The sequence below is a fragment of the Terriglobus albidus genome, assembly GCF_008000815.1.
Classification (GTDB): Bacteria; Acidobacteriota; Terriglobia; order Terriglobales; family Acidobacteriaceae; genus Terriglobus; species Terriglobus albidus_A.
On the sequence record NZ_CP042806.1, the window covers coordinates 3,592,798 to 3,613,257 of the forward strand.

The 20,460-nt window shown below is 58.5% G+C and carries 18 protein-coding genes; 12 read left to right on the plus strand and 6 right to left on the minus strand.

The window, feature by feature from the left end; genetic code table 11:
* Positions 1-128: 128 nt before the first annotated feature.
* The 12 genes from FTW19_RS14075 (at position 129) to FTW19_RS14130 (ending at position 14,125) form a co-directional block, all read left to right on the plus strand.
* Positions 129-1,058, plus strand: coding sequence for an alpha/beta hydrolase (locus FTW19_RS14075; protein ID WP_147648224.1), 930 nt, complete (start codon positions 129-131; stop codon positions 1,056-1,058).
* Positions 1,055-1,327, plus strand: coding sequence for a hypothetical protein (locus tag FTW19_RS14080; RefSeq protein WP_147648225.1), 273 nt, complete (start codon positions 1,055-1,057; stop codon positions 1,325-1,327). Before FTW19_RS14075 ends, FTW19_RS14080 begins: the two co-directional genes overlap by 4 nt.
* Before the next feature lie 144 nt (positions 1,328-1,471).
* Positions 1,472-2,833 (plus strand): ammonium transporter, encoded by a 1,362-nt coding sequence (locus tag FTW19_RS14085; protein WP_147650640.1) that lies wholly within the window; start codon positions 1,472-1,474, stop codon positions 2,831-2,833.
* Positions 2,834-2,864: 31 nt separating this feature from the next.
* A complete protein-coding gene (locus tag FTW19_RS14090) occupies positions 2,865-3,203 on the plus strand; it encodes a P-II family nitrogen regulator (protein ID WP_147648226.1) in 339 nt (112 codons plus the stop codon).
* Positions 3,204-3,266: 63 nt separating this feature from the next.
* A complete protein-coding gene (gene glnD, locus FTW19_RS14095) occupies positions 3,267-5,888 on the plus strand; it encodes a [protein-PII] uridylyltransferase (protein ID WP_147648227.1) in 2,622 nt (873 codons plus the stop codon).
* 16 nt (positions 5,889-5,904) lie between these two features.
* Positions 5,905-6,558 (plus strand): hypothetical protein, encoded by a 654-nt coding sequence (locus FTW19_RS14100; protein ID WP_147648228.1) that lies wholly within the window; start codon positions 5,905-5,907, stop codon positions 6,556-6,558.
* 96 nt (positions 6,559-6,654) lie between these two features.
* The gene (locus FTW19_RS14105) at positions 6,655-7,272 is read left to right on the plus strand and encodes an NADH-quinone oxidoreductase subunit B (RefSeq protein ID WP_147648229.1); all 618 of its coding nucleotides are present in this window, start codon (positions 6,655-6,657) and stop codon (positions 7,270-7,272) included.
* A gap of 179 nt (positions 7,273-7,451) precedes the next feature.
* Entirely contained in the window at positions 7,452-9,056 is a 1,605-nt protein-coding gene (locus tag FTW19_RS14110) for an OmpA family protein (protein WP_147648230.1), read from the plus strand.
* 76 nt (positions 9,057-9,132) lie between these two features.
* Entirely contained in the window at positions 9,133-11,136 is a 2,004-nt protein-coding gene (locus FTW19_RS14115) for a WD40/YVTN/BNR-like repeat-containing protein (protein ID WP_246153300.1), read from the plus strand.
* A gap of 36 nt (positions 11,137-11,172) precedes the next feature.
* Positions 11,173-12,324 carry an aminofutalosine synthase MqnE gene (mqnE, locus tag FTW19_RS14120; protein WP_147648231.1) on the plus strand — a complete coding sequence of 384 codons (1,152 nt, stop codon included), beginning with the start codon at positions 11,173-11,175 and terminating at the stop codon, positions 12,322-12,324.
* Positions 12,325-12,383: 59 nt separating this feature from the next.
* Positions 12,384-13,175 carry an ABC transporter ATP-binding protein gene (locus FTW19_RS14125; RefSeq protein ID WP_147648232.1) on the plus strand — a complete coding sequence of 264 codons (792 nt, stop codon included), beginning with the start codon at positions 12,384-12,386 and terminating at the stop codon, positions 13,173-13,175.
* Between the two features lie 80 nt (positions 13,176-13,255).
* On the plus strand, positions 13,256-14,125 hold the full coding sequence (locus FTW19_RS14130; protein WP_147648233.1) for a hypothetical protein: 870 nt from the start codon (positions 13,256-13,258) through the stop codon (positions 14,123-14,125).
* 65 nt (positions 14,126-14,190) lie between these two features.
* On the opposite strand, the gene FTW19_RS14135 is transcribed toward FTW19_RS14130, so the two are convergent.
* From FTW19_RS14135 to argC, 6 genes are all read right to left on the minus strand, one after another.
* Positions 14,191-14,790: a GNAT family N-acetyltransferase gene (locus FTW19_RS14135; protein WP_147648234.1), complete on the minus strand. Its 600-nt coding sequence runs from the start codon at positions 14,788-14,790 to the stop codon at positions 14,191-14,193.
* Entirely contained in the window at positions 14,783-16,183 is a 1,401-nt protein-coding gene (gene argH / locus FTW19_RS14140; protein ID WP_147650642.1) for an argininosuccinate lyase, read from the minus strand. The genes FTW19_RS14135 and argH overlap by 8 nt, the downstream gene beginning before the upstream one ends.
* Before the next feature lie 75 nt (positions 16,184-16,258).
* Positions 16,259-17,323: an ornithine carbamoyltransferase gene (gene argF / locus FTW19_RS14145; RefSeq protein ID WP_147648235.1), complete on the minus strand. Its 1,065-nt coding sequence runs from the start codon at positions 17,321-17,323 to the stop codon at positions 16,259-16,261.
* Complete coding sequence (locus FTW19_RS14150; protein WP_147648236.1) at positions 17,316-18,566, minus strand: aspartate aminotransferase family protein; 1,251 nt, start codon at positions 18,564-18,566, stop codon at positions 17,316-17,318. The genes argF and FTW19_RS14150 overlap by 8 nt, the downstream gene beginning before the upstream one ends.
* Positions 18,567-18,595: 29 nt before the next feature.
* Positions 18,596-19,378, minus strand: coding sequence for an acetylglutamate kinase (gene argB, locus FTW19_RS14155; protein WP_147648237.1), 783 nt, complete (start codon positions 19,376-19,378; stop codon positions 18,596-18,598).
* Positions 19,375-20,460, minus strand: coding sequence for an N-acetyl-gamma-glutamyl-phosphate reductase (argC, locus tag FTW19_RS14160; protein ID WP_147648238.1), 1,086 nt, complete (start codon positions 20,458-20,460; stop codon positions 19,375-19,377). Before argC ends, argB begins: the two co-directional genes overlap by 4 nt.

Consider the following 20,460-nt stretch of genomic DNA (forward strand, 5'->3'; position numbering starts at 1 on the left):
CCGCGATGGCAGCCTTTTTCTTTACATGACATCTCGCAAGATGAGATAGCTCTCAACCGCACCAACCTTTCCAGTTGCAAGACATGCATCCAAACGGGCATGGTGTAGGCGAGAGGTGATCTTCGTCGATGCTCCGTTCCGCCCTTGTGAGTTTTGTCCTGTCTGCAGCGGCCGTCTCCATACATGCTCAAACCCCTCCTCCGGCGGTTGCCTATCCTCCGGGTGGACCCGCAACTTCCACAACGGCTCCTGCCCCGATGTTGCTTTGGCCGAATGGCGCTCCTGGAGCGCAGGGAGACGCCGATGATGACAAGCCGACGCTCACGGCCTTTATTCCGGCACAGAACCCGACTAAGGCCGCGGTCGTCGTTGCTCCCGGCGGGGGGTATACGCACCTGGCGACTGAAAAAGAGGGAACCATGTTTGCGCAGTGGCTCAATGCGCAGGGGGTAGCCGCATTTGTACTGAAGTACCGCCTGGGGCCGAAGTATCACCATCCCATTGAGATTGGTGATGCGCAGCGTGCGATCCGTACCGTGCGTGCGCGTGCGACAGAATGGGGCATCGACAAAGGAAAGGTCGGCATGATGGGATCGTCCGCCGGAGGCCACCTGGCAGCCTCTACCGGAGTCTTGTTTGACGATGGCCTTGCAACCGATGACGCGATTGACCACGAGAGCAGCCGTCCCGACTTCGTCATTCTGTGCTATCCCGTTATTCGTCTGGACGCGCCCTATATGCACTCAGGTTCACGCAAGATGCTTCTTGGAGAGACTCCTGACGATGCGCTGGTCGAGAAGATGTCGTTGACCGGTCTGGTGAACTCGAAGACGCCGCCAACCTTCCTTTACACCACGACTGACGATAAGACCGTGCCGGTCATGAATAGTGTCCTGTGGTACGAGGCACTGGTAAAGGCCGGGATTCCGGTAGAGATGCATGCCTTCCAGCACGGCTCGCATGGCAGCGGCCTTGCCCAGGCAGATCCGGCACTTCGGGAGTGGCCAAACCTGTTGCTGCACTGGCTCCAGGCCAATGGATGGGCGGCTAAGCCATGACTGTTGACGAGATGATGGCCGGCCGGCCTGAGGGCCTGCCGCGAGCTCTACGTGCCTTGTGGCACGACGCTCACGGCGACTGGAATGCGGCTCATGAGGCGGCCCAGGTGGAGGAGTTTGGTGACTGCGCCTGGGTCCACGCCTATCTGCACCGCAAGGAAGGCGACGTGGGGAACGCCGGTTACTGGTATGGCCGGGCAGGGAAGCCCGTCTTTCGGGGTTCCCTTGAGGACGAATGGCGGTTTATTGCCGAGTCTCTGCTCTCGTAACCGAGAAAGCTTTTGTGGCGTCTTCACAATTGTGTAAAGTAGAGCCATCCACGGAACATCTGCATGCTTTCGGTGGGCGTCAGCCTTCGTTTGCAGAGCTTTCGGTAGCCTTCGGGCCTTAGTAGAAGAACAGGTGATATGTCCATGCGTCTTCGTAGTGTGAAAGTGTATCTAGCGGTGCTTTTGGGGCTGGTTCTGGCGACCGCTCCTGCATTTGGACAGGCAGCAAGCACTCCCAAAGTCGACTCTGGCGACAATAGCTGGATGCTGGTCAGCTCCGCTTTGGTGCTGATGATGAGCGGTCCCGGCCTTGCGCTCTTTTACGGCGGTCTGGTGCGTAAGAAGAATGTACTTGGCACATTCATGCAGACCTTCGCCATGATGGCGGTGATCACGGTTCTTTGGGCCGTGGTGATGTACTCGCTTGCTTTCGGTCATGGAAATGCCTTTATTGGCGGCTTCCAACACCTCTTTCTCAAAAACGTGGGCCTCGCGCCGAATCCGACCTACGCTGCGACGATTCCCGAGCAGACCTTCATGGTCTATCAGCTCATGTTCGCCATCATTACCCCGGCGCTCATCACCGGCGCCTTTGCAGAGCGCATGAAGTTCTCTGCCATGGTGGTCTTCAGCATTCTCTGGGCGCTCTTTGTCTACTCGCCAATGGCCCATATGGTCTGGGGTGAGGGTGGTCTGCTGAACGCAGCTCTCGGCGGTAAGTTCCCATGCCTGGACTTTGCCGGCGGCACAGTGGTGCACGTGACATCCGGTGTCTCGGCGCTGGTGACAGCTATCTATCTTGGCAAGCGCATCGGCTTCCCCAAGGAGCCTATGCCGCCGCACTCGGTGGTCCTCAGCTTTATCGGCGCCTGTCTCCTGTGGGTGGGTTGGTTCGGCTTCAACGCCGGCTCCGCTCTGGCCTCCGGTACCCTGGCAACTTCCGCCTTTGTAGCGACGCACTTTGGCGCTGCGGCTGCCGCGCTGGGCTGGCTGGCCGCGGAGTGGTTCCGTAACGGTAAGCCTTCCGCTCTGGGCGGTATCTCCGGCGCCGTTGCCGGCCTGGTTGCCATTACTCCGGCAGCTGGCTTTGTAACCCCGATGAGCGCTCTGGCCATCGGCGCTATTGCCGGTGTCTTCTGCTTCTACATGGTGGTGAAGGTAAAGACCATCTTCGGTTACGACGACTCTCTCGACGCTTTCGGCGTCCACGGCGCTGGCGGAACGCTGGGCGCCATTCTGACCGGTATCTTCGCCAACAGCTCCATCAATCCGCTGCTCGGAGCAGGGAAGGCAACGGGCTTCTTTGAGGGCAACCACACGCAGGTCCTCAACCAGGCCATTGGTGTGGGGCTGGCGTGGGGTATCTCTATCGTCGGAACTCTCATCCTGCTCTTCATTGTTGATAAGCTGATTGGTCTGCGGGTTTCGCCGGAAGATGAGGCGATTGGCCTTGACCTGTCGCAGCACGGTGAAGAGGGCTACCACGCAGAGGCTTCGGCGCACTAAGCACGCGCCGCACGGAAAAAGGACTGAAACGATGCTGAAGATTGAAGCGGTGATTCAACCCGGAAAACTGGATGCAGTAAAAGACGCTCTGGTCGAGATTGGCGTGCAGGGAATGACTATCCTGGAAGCACGCGGCCACGGCCGTCAGAAGGGCCACACGGAGTTCTATCGCGGCCGCGAATACTCCGTGGACCTGCTCCCAAAGATCAAGATCGAAACCGTTGTTGCTGACGATATTGCCGAGAAGGCAATTAACGCCATCATCGCGGCCGCCCAGACCGGCAAGATCGGCGATGGAAAGATCTTCGTCTCTCGCGTGGAAGAGGTAATCCGGATTCGTAACGAAGAACGCGGTGAGATTGCCATCTAACTCCTTCCACAACATTCCCCTCTCTTCGCTGTATGCTGGAGCTTCATACACTGCATACAGCGAATGTCTTTAAAGTCACAGCCCGCAAGTAAGGTCACATCTCCGGTGCGCGAGATTTACGGCCACCAGATGGAGATGATCCGGCAGGTCTTTGAAAAGCTGCCTGACGGATCGCGGATGGTTGCCGCCCGGTCGATTGCCGTCGACGAAGTGGTACACGCGTTATGGCAATCCACCGGCCTGGGAGATGCTGCCGCGCTGATTGCGATTGGTGGCTATGGCCGGCAGGAGCTCTATCCATGTTCAGATGTGGATCTGCTGGTGCTGCTGAATGATGCCAGGCCAACCAAGGCCCTGACCGATGGCGTACGGACGCTCTCACAGCAGATGTGGGACTGCGGTATTCGCCTGGCCCCGGTGACGCGGTCTCTGCTGGAATGCGAACGGTTCGACCCGAATAATGTCGAGTTTGCCATTTCCATGCTCGATCATCGTTTTCTTGCGGGCAGCCAGGAACTCTACGCAGCGCTCAGTGAGAGGTTATTGCCGCGTCTTCTGGCAAAGGAAAGCGGGGTGCTTCTGGCCCAACTGCAGCATATGACCGCAGAGCGCCATACTCGTTATGGCAACACGCTCTTTCATCTGGAACCCAATATCAAGGAATGTCCGGGCGGCCTTCGTGATGCGCACGTCTGCGGCTGGCTGCCACAGATTCTCAAGCTGGCGGCGGACGGCAAAGGAAAGCCCGTTCCGGAGTTTCCCATCGCGGACGATGCCGAGTTTTCTGAAGCGGTCGACTTTCTGAAGACCGTGCGGGCGTTCCTGCACTACCGTCATGACCGGGATGACAACGTTTTGGATTGGCAGGCTCAGGATGGAGCCGCGTCCGCCCGCATCGGTCTCAGCGGACGAGGGAAGGCAGATGCTGCGTACTGGATGCGGAACTATTTCCGTCATGCGCGCAGTATTGAGCGCCGTACCTTGCAACTGCTCGATGAGATTCCGCAGAAGAAGAGCCTCGCTGCGCTCGCATTGGGTCTGAAGCCCGGCGGGAGGCAGACACCCAACGGTTTTCGTGTGGAGCGGGGAATTGTCCTCATCGAGAAGGCGGAAAAGGGGATGGATCCCGCTCATGAGATGGAGACGGTGCTTGCTATCTTTGAAGCGATCGCCGCCCAGGGGCTGCGCCTCAGCCGCAATGCGGAGATGCGCCTTGCGGATGCGCTTCCGATGCTCTCTGCCAGTCTTGAAGATGGGCCCGCGTTGTGGAGGCATCTAAGCGCCATCCTGACCGGGCCATTTGCAGGCCAGGCTCTGCGCACCATGCATGCCCTGGGCATCCTGGAGCTGATGTTGCCGGAGTTTCATGGCATCGACGCTCTGGTGATTCGTGACGCCTACCATCGGTACACCGTGGATGAGCACACCTTCCTGCTGATTGATACGCTGCACGGTCTGCCGCGGGTTGTGGAAGGCCCCCTTGCGGACTGGGCGAAGAAGTTCGGGATCATTCGCGATGAAATCGAGCACACCGCACTGCTGTACCTGGCAGCACTACTGCACGATACAGGCAAAGGACGCAGCGGCGACGACCATGCGGTCGAGAGTGCGCGCATGGCGCAAAGCGTCTGCTCGCGCCTGGAGTTCGATTTGCACGAGACCGGCCTGGTCCTATCGCTCATCCAGAATCACCTGGAGATGTCGAATGCACTCCGTCGCGACATTTTTGACCAGGAGACGGTACGCATCTTTGCCTCCAAGGTGCAGACACATGAGCAGCTTCGCATGTTGATGGTCTTCACCTACGCTGACATCAATGCCGTCCATCCTGATGCCTTGACTCCATGGAAGGCCGAGAACCTATGGCGGTTGTATATGGCAACCTCCAACTATTTGGATCGCAGCGTAGATGAAGACCGCGTGGACACGAAGATGGAGCGCGAGCTCGTCCGCCGTGTTACCGCACTGCAGCCCGCTAAGGCCGAATCTATCCGCGAGTTTCTTGATGGTTTTCCCCAGCGTTACCTGCACACAAGGACTCCGGACGAGATCCGCGTGCACTTTCAGATGGCTGAGAGAGCTCAGGACGGTTCGATTCAGCTCAGTCTTCAGCAGAGCAGCGCTGACTGGGAGATAACGCTGATTGCCAAAGACCGTCCTATGCTCTTTGCGGCCATGACCGGTGCTCTCACGGGTTGGGGCATGAACATCGTCACTGCGGACGCTTTCTCTGATGCCAGCGGTATCGTCGTCGACAGTTTTCACTTTACCGATAGCTTTCGGACCCTGGAGCTCAATCCCAGCGAGCGTGAGCCATTCCTGGAAAGTGTGCGGAAAGTAGCCGGCGGGGAGATTCCTCTGGCAAAGTTTCTTGCCGGCCGTCGCCGTACCAGAAGACGAGCGCCGCTGGTCACCGTAGAGACGGCTATCAGTTTCGATGACATCGCTTCCACCCACTGCACGCTGCTGCAGGTGGTAGCCCAGGATGTCCCAGGCCTGCTTCATGCGCTCAGTGAGGCTCTGGCTACGTTTGGCTGCAGCATTGAGGTCGCATTGATCGATACCGAAGGAGATACCGCCATCGACGTGTTTTATCTGACGCACGAAGGGAGCAAGCTCAGCCAGACCGACCAGGGCAGGCTGAAGGAAACACTGCTCAAGGCGGTCAGGGATAATGCGAGCTAGGAACTTCAGTATCCTTGTGGTGTTTTATATTTCGTTAACATCCTGGGGGCAGAACCAACAGTGCAAGGTATCTACCTTTGAGGGCGAGGTCTCGTATGGCCAGACCTATCGTCATGCGATCAACCGCAATCTGGAGCTCGTACTCGACCCGTTACCTTCCGGGTGGCTATTGCGTGTGTTGCCGATAGGAAAACCTCGTCCGCAGCTTGACTATGCCGAACTTGCGACGCCCCCGTATCAGTCTGTAACACCATTAGCCGTCTCGACGGACTTCAGCTTTCGTGCTCAGGATGCCATTGCTTGGAATCCACGCAACTTCCACTTTGTTGCAGCGTCTGATGCTTTCAACAGGCTCATGATGGCTTATAACAATTACATCGGGGCTCAGGATTCTGTTTCACGTCGTTCGGCAGAAGGGCGGTTGACGTCCCTGGTGCAGCAGACGCAGTCCGGAGAACTTCGTATTCTGGACGCCAGGATCGTTGCGGGCACGGCAGATCAGGCAGGCTTGGCGGCAATGGTCGCCTCGCATCTGAGTGAAACCGCCCATTCAGTGGTAGCTACACACGGTGAACCGATTTCTCCCCTGGGGCGTATTACATGGTTTCGATTCCGAATATCGCTCTGGTTGCCGGAAAAGGACACAGGAAATACGGTGTTCTGCAGATAAAACAGGCAACATCTCGGGTTTTGCAGGCATCATGACAGATAGGGGAAGATCGTGGCAGGTTCCACATCTGCGTAATCCGTTCTATATATTGAGAGTATGAGCACTCCGGCGCAGGAAACCACGAGCAATGGCCGCCCGATGAACGGGCCCGAAAAGAATGATCGCTATCTCTTTGGCAACTTGGACAGCTTTGGCAAGAATCGCGAAAAGCTGGAAGAGGTGTCCTGGGGCTACGATCAGCCAGAGGGCGTCGTTTTAGCCTCTATGGATGCGGCCATTAACTGGGTTCGAAAGAATTCAGTGTGGCCAATGACCTTCGGTCTGGCTTGCTGCGCGATCGAGATGATGTCCATGGGCGGCTCGCGGTACGACATCGCGCGTTTTGGTGCTGAGGTCTTCCGTCCTTCACCGCGGCAAAGCGATTTGATGGTAATCGCAGGCCGCGTCTCGCAGAAGATGGCTCCCGTGATTCGCCGCTTGTATGAGCAGATGCCGGAGCCGAAGTGGGTTATCTCGATGGGCGCGTGCGCAACCTCGGGAGGCGTGTTTAACAACTATGCACTGATGCAGGGCGTAAACCAGGTCATCCCGGTCGACGTCTACGTGCCAGGGTGTCCACCCCGTCCAGAACAGCTCCTCTATGCCATCACCTTATTGCAGGAAAAGATTCAAAAGGAGAGGGGAACGTTGAAGAAAGCGTTGAACCTTGCCTGAGAAACTCGTTTTATGGGGTAAAAAAACCGTAAAACGGGGTAGTAAGTTGAGTACCGCCCGGAATTTGTAGCTGAACCGAAACGCAGGTGCGCTACACTTTTGGGGGAATTCGTAAGCCACTGAGTCTGTAAGCATTTGAGCTCAGAGCCACAACATGTAAGTATTCGCGGAGGAAATAAATGTTCGAACGCCCAGTTCGCAGTATCGGTAGACTTCTACTCGCTGCCTGCGCCGTCAGCCTTGGGGTCACCGGGCTGCAAGCGCAGACGGCTCCGGCGGCCCCGTCGGAACCCAACCCGTCGCGCGCTGATATTTTCCTGGGATACTCGTACTTCGGTACGCATAGCCCCATCAAGCCTGCCAACATCCAGTACAGCTCCATCGACCTTGGTGCGATCGGTAGCGGCGCCTATTACTTCAATAAGTATGTTGGCGGCGAGGTTGTTTTCGCGGCCCATCCAGATGGTAAGAACGATTCTCTCTACACCATCTCAGCAGGTCCGATCTTCCGTTATCCTGCTCAGAACTTTACCGTCTTCGCACACGGCCTGGTTGGTGGCGCGAAACTCGGTGGTCCGAATGGTGCTGCGGGTTACAACCCGACAAAGTGGGGCACTGCTTTGACGGCTGGCGGCGGCATGGACTATGACACGCCGTTGTTCAACCATAAGCTGGGCATCCGTCTCTTCCAGGCGGATTATCAGTACATCCATGACAACTTTGGTCCCGCCAACCCCGGCGGCGGCGTCATTGGCGGACGCGCCAATATCAGCGCCGCTCAGTTGAGCAGCGGTCTTCTGTGGCACATTGGCAGCATCATTCCGCCGCCGCCTGTGACCTACTCCTGCGTCGCGTCGCCTGCAACTGTCTTCCCGGGTGACCCCGTCACGGTGACCGGCACTGCCGCAAACCTGAACCCGAAGAAGACGGCGACCTATAGCTGGACCTCCGATGCCGGTTCTGTTTCCGGTACTTCAAGCACCGCGAACGTTGACACCAAGTCGCTGAACCCTGGCAGCTATACCGTCAAGGGTCATGTGGAAGAGGGCAAGAAGGTCGGTCAGTTCGCCGACTGCTCGGCTCCGTTCACGGTCAAGGCTTTCGAGCCGCCGACCATCAGCTGCTCGGCCAGCCCGTCCAGCGTTCGTCCGGGTGAGTCTGCGACGATCACTGCGAATGGCGTCAGCCCGCAGAACCGTCCTCTGACCTACAGCTATAGCTCGACCTCCGGTTCGGTCTCCGGCAACGGAACCTCCGCGACCCTGAGCACCGCCGGCGCTGCGCCTGGCACCGTTACCGTCACCTGCAACGTGGTTGACGATAAGGGCCAGACTGCTTCGGCGACCACCTCGGTCAGCGTTGTTGCTCCGCCGCCGCCGCCGGCTCCGAAGACCTCGAGCCTCTGCACGGTCAACTTCGAGCGCGATAAGAAGCGTCCGTCCCGTGTTGACAACGAGGGCAAGGCTTGCCTCGACGACGTCGCTCTGAACCTGCAGCGCTCGTCCGATGCCAAGGTTGCTCTGGCCGGCTCCGCTGACAGCAAGGAGAAGCATGGCGATACGGTATCTTCTGAGCGTGCTCTGAACGCCAAGGAGTACCTGGTGAAGGACAAGGGTATCGACGCTTCCCGCGTTGCCACCTACACCTCCACCACCGAAGGCAAGACCGTCACCACCACTCTGATCCCTGCCGGCGCTACCTTCAGCACCAGCGGTCTGACGGAAGTGACTGAGCCGGTCAAGCCTGCCAAGCCGGTCCGCAAGCACGCTGCCAAGAAGAAGTAACACGAACCTATAAAGGCTCAGGGCCGACTGGCGATATGCCAGTCGGCCCTTGGTCTATTTAAGCGAAAATAAGTCAATGAGAAAGTCCCTTGGCGGAGCAATCCGCGTTGCTGCACTCGCCATTCCGTTTCTGGTGTCTTCCTGGCTGCATGCTGTGACATGGTTTCCCTTCGGGCCTGATGGCGGCTCCGCCCGCGCCTTTGCTGCAGATCCGCATGATCATAAGCACGTGTATCTTGGTACAGCCATTGGATGGATGTACGACAGTCATGACGGTGGTAGGACGTGGAAGCGTCTAGCGCGCCTTGGAAAGCGTGACGATCTGGTGATCGACAATATCGTAGTCGACGCCGCAGAGCCCAATGTGCTCTATGCCGGGACATGGGTGCTCGGCAACACCGACGGTGCTTTTTATATCAGCCGTGATGCCGGTATGACCTGGGTTGAATCACCCTCGATGCATGGTCAGTCGATTCGCTCTCTTTCAGCGTCGCCATCCTCTCCCAAGACGCTAGTCGCGGGAACGCTCGATGGCATTTTTCGGAGCTCCGATGGCGGACAGAACTGGAAATTGATTAGCCCGGCTGGCAGTACCGAGATTCATGAGGTTGAGTCGATTGCGATCGATCCGAAGGATTCGAATACGATCTATGCCGGAACCTGGCATCTGCCGTGGAAGACGACTGATGGCGGTGTCAATTGGAAGAACATCAAGGACGGAATCATCGATGATTCAGACGTGTTTTCCATCATCGTCCATCCCAAGACTCCTTCGATTGTCTATGCCAGTGCATGCTCGGGTATCTACAAGAGTGACAGCGCAGGTGATCGCTTCACGAAGGTACAGGGCATTCCTTCTTCGGCCCGCCGCACGCGAGTTCTGATGCAGGATCCGAAGCATCTCGATACCGTATTTGCCGGTACGACAGAAGGGCTCTGGCGCAGCTCCGATGCTGGAGCGACATGGCGCCGCACCACGGACCCGACCACGATCGTGAACGACGTCTTCGTCGATCCAGAGAATCCGGATCACGTTTTGCTGGCGACCGACTATAGCGGCGTTCTGATGAGTGATGACGGAGGTTTCTCATTCCGTTCCGCTAATTCAGGCTTCTCCTCACGTCAGATTACGGCGTATGCCGCCGACTACATCAATCCCGCAAAGCTTTATATCGGTGTAATCAATGACAAAGACTCCGGCGGTGTTTTCGCCAGTGCCAACGGTGGCTTAACCTGGGATCAACTCAGCTCCGGCCTGAACGGATTGGATGTCCTTGCGCTGGTGCAGGCTCCGGACGGCACCATTATCGCTGGGACCTCACACGGCATTTTCCGTCTGCAGGGAGCTGTCTGGGTTCCCAGCGGAATGATCGTCGGCAATGCAGCTACAAAGCCGGCCACGACGCCTGTGCGGGCAGTAGCGGGCGCGGCTAAGACGCGGCGTCCTACGCGTCCCGTGATGGCGCGTCCTTCACGACCGAGCCGTGTTCTGGATGCCCCGGCTTCTTCCATGGTTCGGTCCGGCAACATGCTCTATGCCACAACATCTCTTGGGATATTGCAAAGCAACGATTCCGGAACAACATGGCGGATCACGTCACTTACCAGTGATGATTTCCGTTACTCCGGAGCGGCTCCAGGTGGAAACGTTGTGGTTGCCGGTCTTCATCGGATTGCATTCCTGAACCCGTCGACGCAGCAGTGGACTGAGGCGTCGGTGCCTGCCGGGCTCGCCCAGATCACCTCCATTGGTGTCGATGACAAAGGGCGTCTGTGGGCCGGTGGCCGTGAGGGAGTATTCCGCTCCAACACCGGGACGAGCTGGCAGGGACTTCCAGAGCTCCACGTGGCAGACGTCAATAGTATCTTCTACGACGGTGCGGGGAAGCGGATGCTGATCTCGGCCAACAGCTCGACGACTCTGACGTATGCTGTGAACCTCGCGGATGACCATATCGCGTTCTGGGATACGGGATGGCACCTTCGCTTTGTCCGTCCGGTAGGAGATCACCTGATTGGGGCTACCCTCTATGACGGGATCGTGGTTCAGCCTCGGATGGTTGAATCGGCAGTGAGATAACAGGCCACTGCGAGGAGGATTAGAATGGAAAGTGCGATGACAGCTACCTCAATCTCCTCGCGGCCGCGCCATGCATTTCAGACAGACGACCCACGCCTTGAGCCCATTGCGGACAAGGTCCTCTCCGGCACGCGGCTGGACTATGAGGATGGTCTCGCTCTCTACCGCAGTCCGGACATCCTGGCGGTAGGCTGGCTGGCCAACTGGGTACGCGAAAAACTGCACGGAGATGTGGCGTACTTCAACGTCAACCGGCATATCAATCCGACGAACGTCTGTGTCGCAAGCTGCCGCCTTTGTGCCTTTGGCCGCAAGAAAGATACTCCCGGCACTTACACGATGGCTCTGGAAGAAGCCTGGCAGGCTGCGGGCGCGGGTTACACCGAAGCTGTAACCGAGTTTCATATTGTCGGTGGTCTCCATCCGGATCTGCCATTTCAGTACTTCATGGATCTGGTCAGCGGCTTGAAAGAGCGCTTCCCGAAGGTGCATATCAAAGCCTTCACCATGGTTGAGGTCGCATTCCTCGCCAAGCGCGCCAAGCTCACGATTCCTGAAGTGCTGGAGCGCATGAAGGCTGCTGGTGTTGATTCCTGCCCAGGAGGCGGAGCGGAGATCTTCGCTGACCGCGTTCGTCACATCATCTGCGACCACAAGATCGATGGCTCCGAGTGGCTGGAGACCGCGCGTCTGGCCCACAAGGCTGGCCTTCGTTCCAACGCCACCATGCTCTATGGGCATATCGAGAACGAAGAGGACCGCGTCGATCATCTGTTGAAGCTACGTGCCGTGCAGGATGAGACCGCAGGCTTCCAGACCTTTATCCCACTGGCTTTCCATCCCGACAACACGCCATTGGGGCATCTGCCGCGTACGACTGGAATGCTCGACGTCAAGCAGATTGCGGTTGGCCGTCTGATGCTGGATAACTTCCCGCATATCAAGAGCTACTGGCAGATGGTGACACCGAAGATGGCCCAGATCTCGCTGCGATTTGGCGCGGACGATATCGACGGCACCGTTGTTGAAGAGAAGATCTATCACGACGCCGGCGCTACTACTCCACAGGGCATGCGCCGCGCTGAGCTGGAACGCCTGATCCGGGAGGCGGGCCGGGTTCCGTTTGAGCGAGACACCATGTACCGCGCTGTCACTCGCAGCGAAGACAGCTTCACTATCGCGGTATAACGACTTCTTCAGGCCTTATAAGCCTTTTCAGGCCTTCAGAACGATATTCTGAATGTCTGATGTGCGAAGCAAGCGTTGAGCCATTTCTCCTGTTCGAACATGTGAATGTCGCACGCGGTTCCCAGCGGGTGCTGCATGACATCAACCTCAGCATTCGTCCGGGTGAGAACGTCGTGATTCTCGGACCGAACGGCTGCGGCAAGTCCACACTCATCAAGACGATGACCTGTGAGATCTATCCGCTGGTCGAGCCCGGAATGCGTGTCCGCATCTTTGGCCGCGAACGCTGGGACCTGCAGGAGCTGCGGCGCCGGTTAGGTGTGGTCTCTCCGGAGCTGCCAGGCAAGCCAACGCTCAAGACGACCGGCTTGGACGCCGTTGTCTCCGGCTTCTTTTCAAGTTCAACCCTTTGGCCCAATCTCACTATAACGGACGAGATGCGATCCAAAGCAGAAGATGCGTTGCGCCTGGTTGAAGGCGACGTGCTGGGTGAAAAGTTGGTCGGACAGATGTCTGCCGGTCAGCAGCGTCGCGTCATGATCGCGCGTGCTCTGGTGCGCAGCAACGAGATGCTGCTTCTGGATGAGCCATCGAACGCACTGGATATCGCTGCACAGCGCAGCCTGCGATTGACGCTGCGGCGCCTGGCGCAGCGGGGAACCGGCATTCTACTCATCACGCATCACATCGAAGACATTCTGCCGGAGATCGATCGCGTCATCATGATGCGCGATGGACGCATTGTTGCGGATGGCGCAAAACGCCATCTGCTAACCGGTGAACGGCTCTCCCAGCTCTTCGATACAGAAGTCGAACTCCAGGAGCGCAACGGCTTCTACTCCATGGCCTGAGTAATCTTCGTAGCCTGGCGTACGTCTATTCACGACGTATCGTCTCTGCGCAGGGGCAAACTACTCAGGAGTTTTTGGCCATGTGTGACATTGCCCCGGATCAACAGCTTCGTATGGGAGTACTGCCTCCCGAAATTGCAGCAATTGTGCGCGCCTCCTCTCGCAGGCGGGCTGTAAAACTGATGGGTTTAGCTGGGCTTGCGGCACTTGCGGGTTGCGGCTCCGGTGGAACCGCAGCTACCACAACCTCATCCTCATCCAGCAGCAGTTCGTCTTCGTCCAGCAGCAGTTCAACAAGTTCCAGTAGTAGCAGCACGGCGACGTGTTCCCAGGGCAGCAGTACGACCCAGGGACCCTACTGGGTAGACGGTGACACAGCGACCCCGCAGCGAAGTGACATCCGTCCCGATACAGTCGGTGCGGCATCGACGAGGGGACTATCAGGTGTGCCGTTCTATATGAACTTTGCGATCTACCAGTACTCATCGAGCGGATGCACACCACTGCAGAATGCTCGTGTCGACGTATGGCATGCGGATGCTGGTGGTGTGTATTCGCAGGAAGCTTCTCAGTCGGAGACCACCGAAGATACCTCGAACGATAACTTCCTTCGTGGATATCAGCTCACGGATTCCAGCGGCGTGGTCTCCTATACGTCGATCTTTCCGGGATGGTATGGCGGTCGAACGACGCACGTGCATTTGCGCATCCGGACCTACGATTCTTCGGGTAACGTCGCGACCAACGTCACGACGCAGGTCTTCGTCGACGATGCCATCTCCAGTCTCGTGTACAGCAACTCGTCCTACTACACACGGTCGAAAACTCGTGATACCTACAACACGAACGACTCGATCTACAAAGCGTCCTTATTACTCAGCTTGAGTGGTTCCGTCAGCGCCGGGTATACCAGCAGCGTCTACGGAATCGGTCTGCCGTTTTCCAGCTGAAGGTGCTGCAGGAAAGAAAAGAGGCAGAGCATTTGCTCTGCCTCTTTTCTTTCAGATGTATGGATCTAGTGCCGTTCGCCGCTAAATGGAATCTGGATGGGAACCAGTTCTGTGTCCTGCACCCGGCTGGGACCAAGGACAGCGACACGGGGAATCGGGCCGCGCACCATGGCTACCTCATCGCAGGCGTGCAGGCGAGGGCAGTTCTGGCAATCTTTGTAGATCTTGTCCGGCAGGGCCGCGCGATCCATCGTAATGCGGAAGCCGAAGTGGAAGAAGAAGTCGGGAATCCTGGTGAAGAGACACACCGACGGGACTCCGTGATCGTCGGCCTCTTCCAGAAGGGCGCGCAGGATTCTGCCGCCTGCTCCCTGGCCTTTGGCCTCAGGCTTCACCACGATGGAACGGACTTCGGCAAGATGCGGTCCGTACAAGTGCAAAGCGCCGCAGCCAAGAAAGACGCCACTTTCGGATTCGGCGACGGTAAAATCGCGAACGTTCTCGCAGATCTCGGCATAGCTGCGGCGAAGCAACGTGCCGTCGCCGGACAGGGAATTGACGATGTCGAAGATGTTATTCGCATCCTGCAGGCGCGCTTTACGCACCTGGGCGCCGTTGACGCGCGGACGCGTCGACACGGTCGATTCACTGATCACACTAGACATGGACCTGCTCCTGCTGCGGAGTCAGGGCCGCGACCTTCTCACGGGCCAGCGCCAGCGATGCTGCCACCTGCGCAGTCGCTGTGCCGCCGATGACGTCATGGCAGTCTACGGTTGCCCGCAGTGTAATGGCGTCGTGGAAGTCCGCGCCAAACTCGTCTCCGAATTGTTTCAGCTCGTCCAAAGTCAGTTCGTTCAGCTCGCAGCCCTTATCTAAAGAATAACGGACGGCGTTACCGATCTTCTCGTGTGCTTTGCGGAAAGGAACTCCCTTATGCACCAGATAGGTGGCGGCGGCCATGGCGTTCAGGTAGCCGGCAGAGGCAGCCGTCTCCATCCGATCCAGCCGGAACTGCAGGGCGGCGGTGAAGGGAGCCATCAGGGGCAGCATTCCGCCCAGGGTGGTAGCGACCTCGAAGGTAGCCTCCTGGGTCTCCTGCATGTCCTTGTTGTAGGCCAGAGGAAGCCCCTTGATGATGGTCGCGAAAGTCGTTGCAGCGCCCAGCAGACGGCCGCTCTTGCCACGCACCAGCTCCGTCAGGTCCGGATTCTTCTTCTGTGGCATAGCCGACGATCCGGTCGAGAATGCCTCCGGCAGCTCGATGAACCCAAACTCCTGGGTGGCATAGAGCGTGATCTCCTCGGCGAAACGAGACAGATGCAAGCCCAGTGCGGCAGCGCACTGGGAGAACTCCAGGGCGAAGTCCCGGTCGCTGGTGGCGTCCATGCTGTTCGCCGTCGGCGCATCGAAGCCGAGTGCTTCGGACGCGATGGTGCGATCGAGCGCGAGCGTTGCACCGGCGATGGCGCCTGAACCCAGCGGACACAGATTCATCCGCTTGCGGGCATCGGTAAAGCGTGAGGCATCCCGCAGGATCATCTGCACATAGGCCTGCAGCCAGTGAGCCAGCAGAACCGGCTCGGCGCGCTGCAGATGCGTGTAGCCAGGCATCACGGCATCGCCGGCTCTAACAGCCTGGTCCAGCAGGGCATCTGCCCACGCGGCCAGATCGGCCAACACCTGGTCGATGGCATCGCGGACGAAGAGGCGCAGATCGGTCGCGATTTGCTCGTTACGGGAACGTCCGGTATGCAGCTTCAGCGCCAGCGTGCCGATGTGCTTCGTCAGCTCCAACTCGACGAAGTGATGGACATCTTCGGGCGTCTCAGAAGCGAGATCCAGCGTATCCGCGGTAAAGTCCGCGCCAATGCGGTCCAGCCCGGCGAGAATCTCCGCCAAGTCGGTGTCGGTCAAAATGCCGGCAGCCGCGATCATCCTCGCGTGGGCCTTTGACGCACGGATCTCCTGGGGGATCAGCCGCCAGTCAAAGGGGAACGACCGCTGCCACAGCTCGAATTTGCGATTGAGCGGTTCCCGGAACCGCCCAGACCACATTTTCACGTCACAACCTCTTTCCTTGCGTCCGGCCACCTGGTTGCAGGTGACCGGACAGAGTGCGGTGGATCCTAGTTAGACGAACCGCTTCTTCGCCTTCGGAATGCGCTTGGCGCCTCCGAGCAGCATCAGCAGGATGGCCTTCTGCGCATGCATACGGTTCTCCGCCTGGTCGAAGACGATCGACTGCGGACCATCCAGCACGGCGTCGGTCACCTCAGCGTTGCGATGTGCCGGCAGGCAGTGCATGAAGACGGCCTGGTCATTGGCATGCGACATAAGCTCGTCGTTGACCTGGTAGGGCTTGAAGATCGGAGCGCGCTTGGTCGCCTCGTGCTCGAAGCCCATGGAGGTGCAGACGTCGGTATAGATCGCATCAGCGCCGGTTACGGCCTTGATGGGGTCCTGTGTCAGCGTAATGCTTCCGCCGGTCTGCTCCGCGATCTCAATGGCCTTGTGAATCACGTCCAGCTTCGGCCCGTAGTTCTTCGGCGTCGCGATGGTGCAATGCGCTCCGAGCTGCGCCGCAACCAGCATCAGAGAGTGGCATACGTTGTTGCCGTCACCGACGTAGGTGAACTTCAGACCTTCGCAGGTGGAGAACTTCTCTTCCAGCGTCAGGAAGTCGGCAATCGCCTGGCACGGATGCTCATAGTCCGACAGGGCATTCACTACAGGCACCTTTGCCGAAGCAGCCATCTCGGTGATGGTGTCGTGCGAATAAGTGCGCAGCACAATCACGCTCATCCAGCGCTCGAGGTTATGCGCCATATCCGCCAGGCTCTCGCGCTCGCCCAGAGGACTCTGTGTCTGGTCCACGAAGATGGCATTGCCGCCCATGGTATTGATGGCGGCCTCGAAGGTCAGGCGCGTACGCAACGATGCCTTCTCGAAGAACATCACCATCTGCTTGCCATCGAGGGCTGTCTTGAAATCTTCCGGATGGTTTTTGACGGCGTGCGCCAGCTCCATAATGGCTGCCATCTCTTCCACAGTCAGATCGGCGATCGAACACAGATCGCGGCCTTTCAAGCGCTTTGCGGCCTCGCTGAATGCGCTATCGCTTTGAATTCCCAATGATACTTTCGGCACTGCTACTCCCTCATTCCTCGGACTCATGACGATGGTTTTGTTATCCATGGGCTGCCTCACCGGCAAGCGCTGGAGTCGTTGCCTCCTTAGCCTGCCTCAAAATCTCGTCCAGAGCGCTTACTGCAATGTTTACATGTTTCTTTTCGATCAGGTAAGGCGGAAGGAACCGCAATACCGTCTCGCTGGTGCGGTTGATCAGAATGCGACGGTCCGTCATCTGCTTGGCAACCTGCTTTGCCAGCTCCGCATCGTTGATCTCCGCGCCGATCATCATACCGATACCACGTACCGAGATGATTTCAGGATGCTTTACGGCAAGGCCCTTCAACTGCCCCATGAAGTAGTTGCCGACCTCGGTCACATGCGCCAGAAGGCCTGAGTTCTCGATCTCATCGATTACTGCCGTAGCCACCGCGCAGGCCAGTGGACCACCGCCAAAAGTGGTTCCGTGCAGACCAGGCTTCATGGCACGGGCGGCTTCTTCGTTGCAAAGCATGGCGCCCATTGGCAGGCCGCCTGCCAGCGGTTTTGCCAGGGTCGTAATGTCAGGCTGAATACCGAAGTGCTGGTATGCCGTCCACTTGCCGGTCCGGCCCATGCCGCTCTGAATCTCGTCGGCCAGCAGCAGAGCGCCGGTCGAGTCGCACAGCGCGCGCGCCGCCGCGAAGAACTCCTTCGAGACGGGGTGAATGCCACCCTCGCCCTGCAGCACCTCAATGCAGATGCCGCAGACATCGTTGGAGAACTTTGCCTTCAGATCCTCAATGTCGTTAAAGCGCACGAACTCAACATCGGGCATCACCGGAGCGAAAGGCTCGCGGTACTTGTCCTTATGCGTTGTGGCGACCGATCCCATCGTCCGGCCATGGAAGCTGTGCTCCAGGGCGAGGAACTTCGTTCCGATCGTCTTGCCCTCTTCGCGCAGTACGCCGGCGTGGGCGCGGGCGAGCTTCAGCGCCGCCTCCCAGGCTTCAGTGCCGGAGTTGCAGAAGAAGACCCGGTCCATACCGGTCAGCTCCGTCAGTTTGAGCGCGAGTGTGGCGGTGCCTTCATGAAAGAACAGGTTCGAGGTGTGCAGCAGCTTCTTCGACTGCTCTGCGATCGCATTTTCAATCGCCGGATGCCCATATCCCAGGGCCGAAACGCCGATACCGCTCAACAGGTCCAGGTAGTCGTTGCCTTCGCTGTCGCGCAGATAGACGCCCTTGCCGCTTACAAACATCACCGGGTTGCGTTCGTAGGTCTCAAGCAGGAACTTCTTCTCCGCTGCCTGAATCGATGCAAGGTCCATTTTCTTCACCCTTTCTTGGTTGTTCATCTCTACGCCACCATCACTTCTGTACCGTCGTTGACTCGTGTATGGACGAGGTCCGGCAACACGAATGCTGCCTCCGCCGGCAAAATTCGAACTCGCTTTACACCGCCCAGAAGCGCATCCTTGCACGCCTTCAGCTTGGGCAGCATCCCACCGGAGATCACCTGGCTCTTCTCGAGCTGGGGAATCTCCTTCAACGAGAGCCATCGCATCACAGCTCCGTCCGCTCCCTTCACTCCGGGAACGTCGGTCAGGAAAACCAGGGCATCAGCCCGAGTGGCAACGGCGGCAGCCGAGGCCATCTCATCTGCATTTACGTTGTAGTACTCACCGTCAAAACCTAAAGCAATGGATGAGATAACTGGGATGGCTCCCATCTTCCAGATCGCATCCAGCCACGTTGGATCGGTCGCGGCGATCTCGCCGACAAAACCCAGATCCGGGTTGGTCTTCTTCTTCCGTGCACGGAAGACATTGCCATCACCGCCGGCGAGGCCGACGGCTTGTTGGCCGAGTTGGCCCAGAGCCGCCACCAGCGACTTGTTGACGCGGCCCGCCAGCACCATCAGGGCAGCATCGCGGGTCTCCGCGTCGGTAACGCGCAGTCCATGGATAAACTCACTCTTCTTGCCCAGAGCCGCCAGCGTCTTGGTTAGCTGTACACCGCCGCCATGCACTACGGCCACCTGGTGGCCATCCTTGGCCAGCTCCACGATGGCGCGCGCGCAATCCATCCGCAATTTCTCGTTCTCCAGGCCCGCACCGCCCAATTTCACGACGTACTTCACAGCAGGCCCTCCTCTTCCTTCCATCCACACATCACGTTCATGTTTTCCACGGCTTGTCCGGCCGCGCCCTTCAGCAAATTGTCGAGACAGCTCACCAGCACCATGCGCCGGCCGTCTGCCGCAAGTTCAAATCCCAGATCGCAGTAGTTCGTCCGTACTATGTACTGGATCTGTGGCAGGCTCCCGGCCTTGAAGATCCGCACCAGGGGATGGCCGGCATAGAACTCCCGGAAGACCTGTTCCACGGCAGCCTTGTCCATCCGGGACTTCAGCCGCAGATAGATCGTCGACAGAATGCCGCGGGGAATCGGCAGCAGGTGCGGCGTGAACTGCAGCGCCTCTGCCGGCAGGCCTACCTGCTCCAGAACCTCGCCCGTGTGGCGGTGTCCGAAGACGGCATAAGCACTCAGGTTGTCGGCGGCATGCATAAAGTGTGTCTTTGCTGTCGGAGCTTTGCCGGCGCCGCTCACGCCACTCTTGGCGTCGCAGACGATGCCATGTTCGATATCCACCAGCCCCGCGGCAACCAGCGGCCGCAGCGCCAAAATAATGCTGGTGGCATAACAGCCAGGGTTGGCGACCAGCCGCGCATTGCGGATGGCGTCATGATGCAGCTCCGGACAGCCGAAGACTGCTTCGGCATCCAGCTTCGCCGCCAGCTCCGCATCGGCATCGTGCAGCTTATAGACCGCCCGGTTGGAGGCCGACTTCAGCCGCCAGGCGCCGCTCAGATCCACCACGCGAAGACCGGCATTCAGAATCTGCGGTACCCACTCCCGCGACTGCTCATGCGGAGTCGCCAGAAAGATGATCTCCACGCCGGCGGCCTTCAGCTCGCTCCAGGTGGGGTAGGGAACTACAGGCAATTCCTGCTCGTCAATGGCGTAAAGATGCGGCTGAAGCTCGCTCAGTGTGGTGGCCTCGCGGCCAATAAAAATGGGCCTGGTCTCCTGTAACCGGGGGTGCTTCAGTAGCAGCCTTGCCAGCTCTCCGCCGGCATAGCCGCTAACGCCCGCAAGTGCTGTGCGTACGCCGCCCGTCGTTGCCGTCAACTCCGTCTTTACCTCTGTCGCCGTCGTCAT

Excerpts from the sequence above, each read along its gene's own strand:
- FTW19_RS14075 (WP_147648224.1), top strand. The coding sequence starts at position 129 with ATGCTCCGTTCCGCCCTTGTGAGTTTTGTCCTGTCTGCAGCGGCCGTC.
- FTW19_RS14080 (WP_147648225.1), top strand. The coding sequence starts at position 1,055 with ATGACTGTTGACGAGATGATGGCCGGCCGGCCTGAGGGCCTGCCGCGA.
- FTW19_RS14085 (WP_147650640.1), top strand. The coding sequence starts at position 1,472 with ATGCGTCTTCGTAGTGTGAAAGTGTATCTAGCGGTGCTTTTGGGGCTG.
- FTW19_RS14090 (WP_147648226.1), top strand. The coding sequence starts at position 2,865 with ATGCTGAAGATTGAAGCGGTGATTCAACCCGGAAAACTGGATGCAGTA.
- glnD (WP_147648227.1), top strand. The coding sequence starts at position 3,267 with ATGTCTTTAAAGTCACAGCCCGCAAGTAAGGTCACATCTCCGGTGCGC.
- FTW19_RS14105 (WP_147648229.1), top strand. The coding sequence starts at position 6,655 with ATGAGCACTCCGGCGCAGGAAACCACGAGCAATGGCCGCCCGATGAAC.
- FTW19_RS14110 (WP_147648230.1), top strand. The coding sequence starts at position 7,452 with ATGTTCGAACGCCCAGTTCGCAGTATCGGTAGACTTCTACTCGCTGCC.
- FTW19_RS14115 (WP_246153300.1), top strand. The coding sequence starts at position 9,133 with ATGAGAAAGTCCCTTGGCGGAGCAATCCGCGTTGCTGCACTCGCCATT.
- mqnE (WP_147648231.1), top strand. The coding sequence starts at position 11,173 with ATGACAGCTACCTCAATCTCCTCGCGGCCGCGCCATGCATTTCAGACA.
- FTW19_RS14125 (WP_147648232.1), top strand. The coding sequence starts at position 12,384 with ATGTGCGAAGCAAGCGTTGAGCCATTTCTCCTGTTCGAACATGTGAAT.
- FTW19_RS14130 (WP_147648233.1), top strand. The coding sequence starts at position 13,256 with ATGTGTGACATTGCCCCGGATCAACAGCTTCGTATGGGAGTACTGCCT.
- FTW19_RS14135 (WP_147648234.1), bottom strand. The coding sequence starts at position 14,790 with ATGTCTAGTGTGATCAGTGAATCGACCGTGTCGACGCGTCCGCGCGTC.
- argH (WP_147650642.1), bottom strand. The coding sequence starts at position 16,183 with ATGTGGTCTGGGCGGTTCCGGGAACCGCTCAATCGCAAATTCGAGCTG.
- argF (WP_147648235.1), bottom strand. The coding sequence starts at position 17,323 with ATGGATAACAAAACCATCGTCATGAGTCCGAGGAATGAGGGAGTAGCA.
- FTW19_RS14150 (WP_147648236.1), bottom strand. The coding sequence starts at position 18,566 with ATGGACCTTGCATCGATTCAGGCAGCGGAGAAGAAGTTCCTGCTTGAG.
- argC (WP_147648238.1), bottom strand. The coding sequence starts at position 20,460 with ATGACGACGGCGACAGAGGTAAAGACGGAGTTGACGGCAACGACGGGC.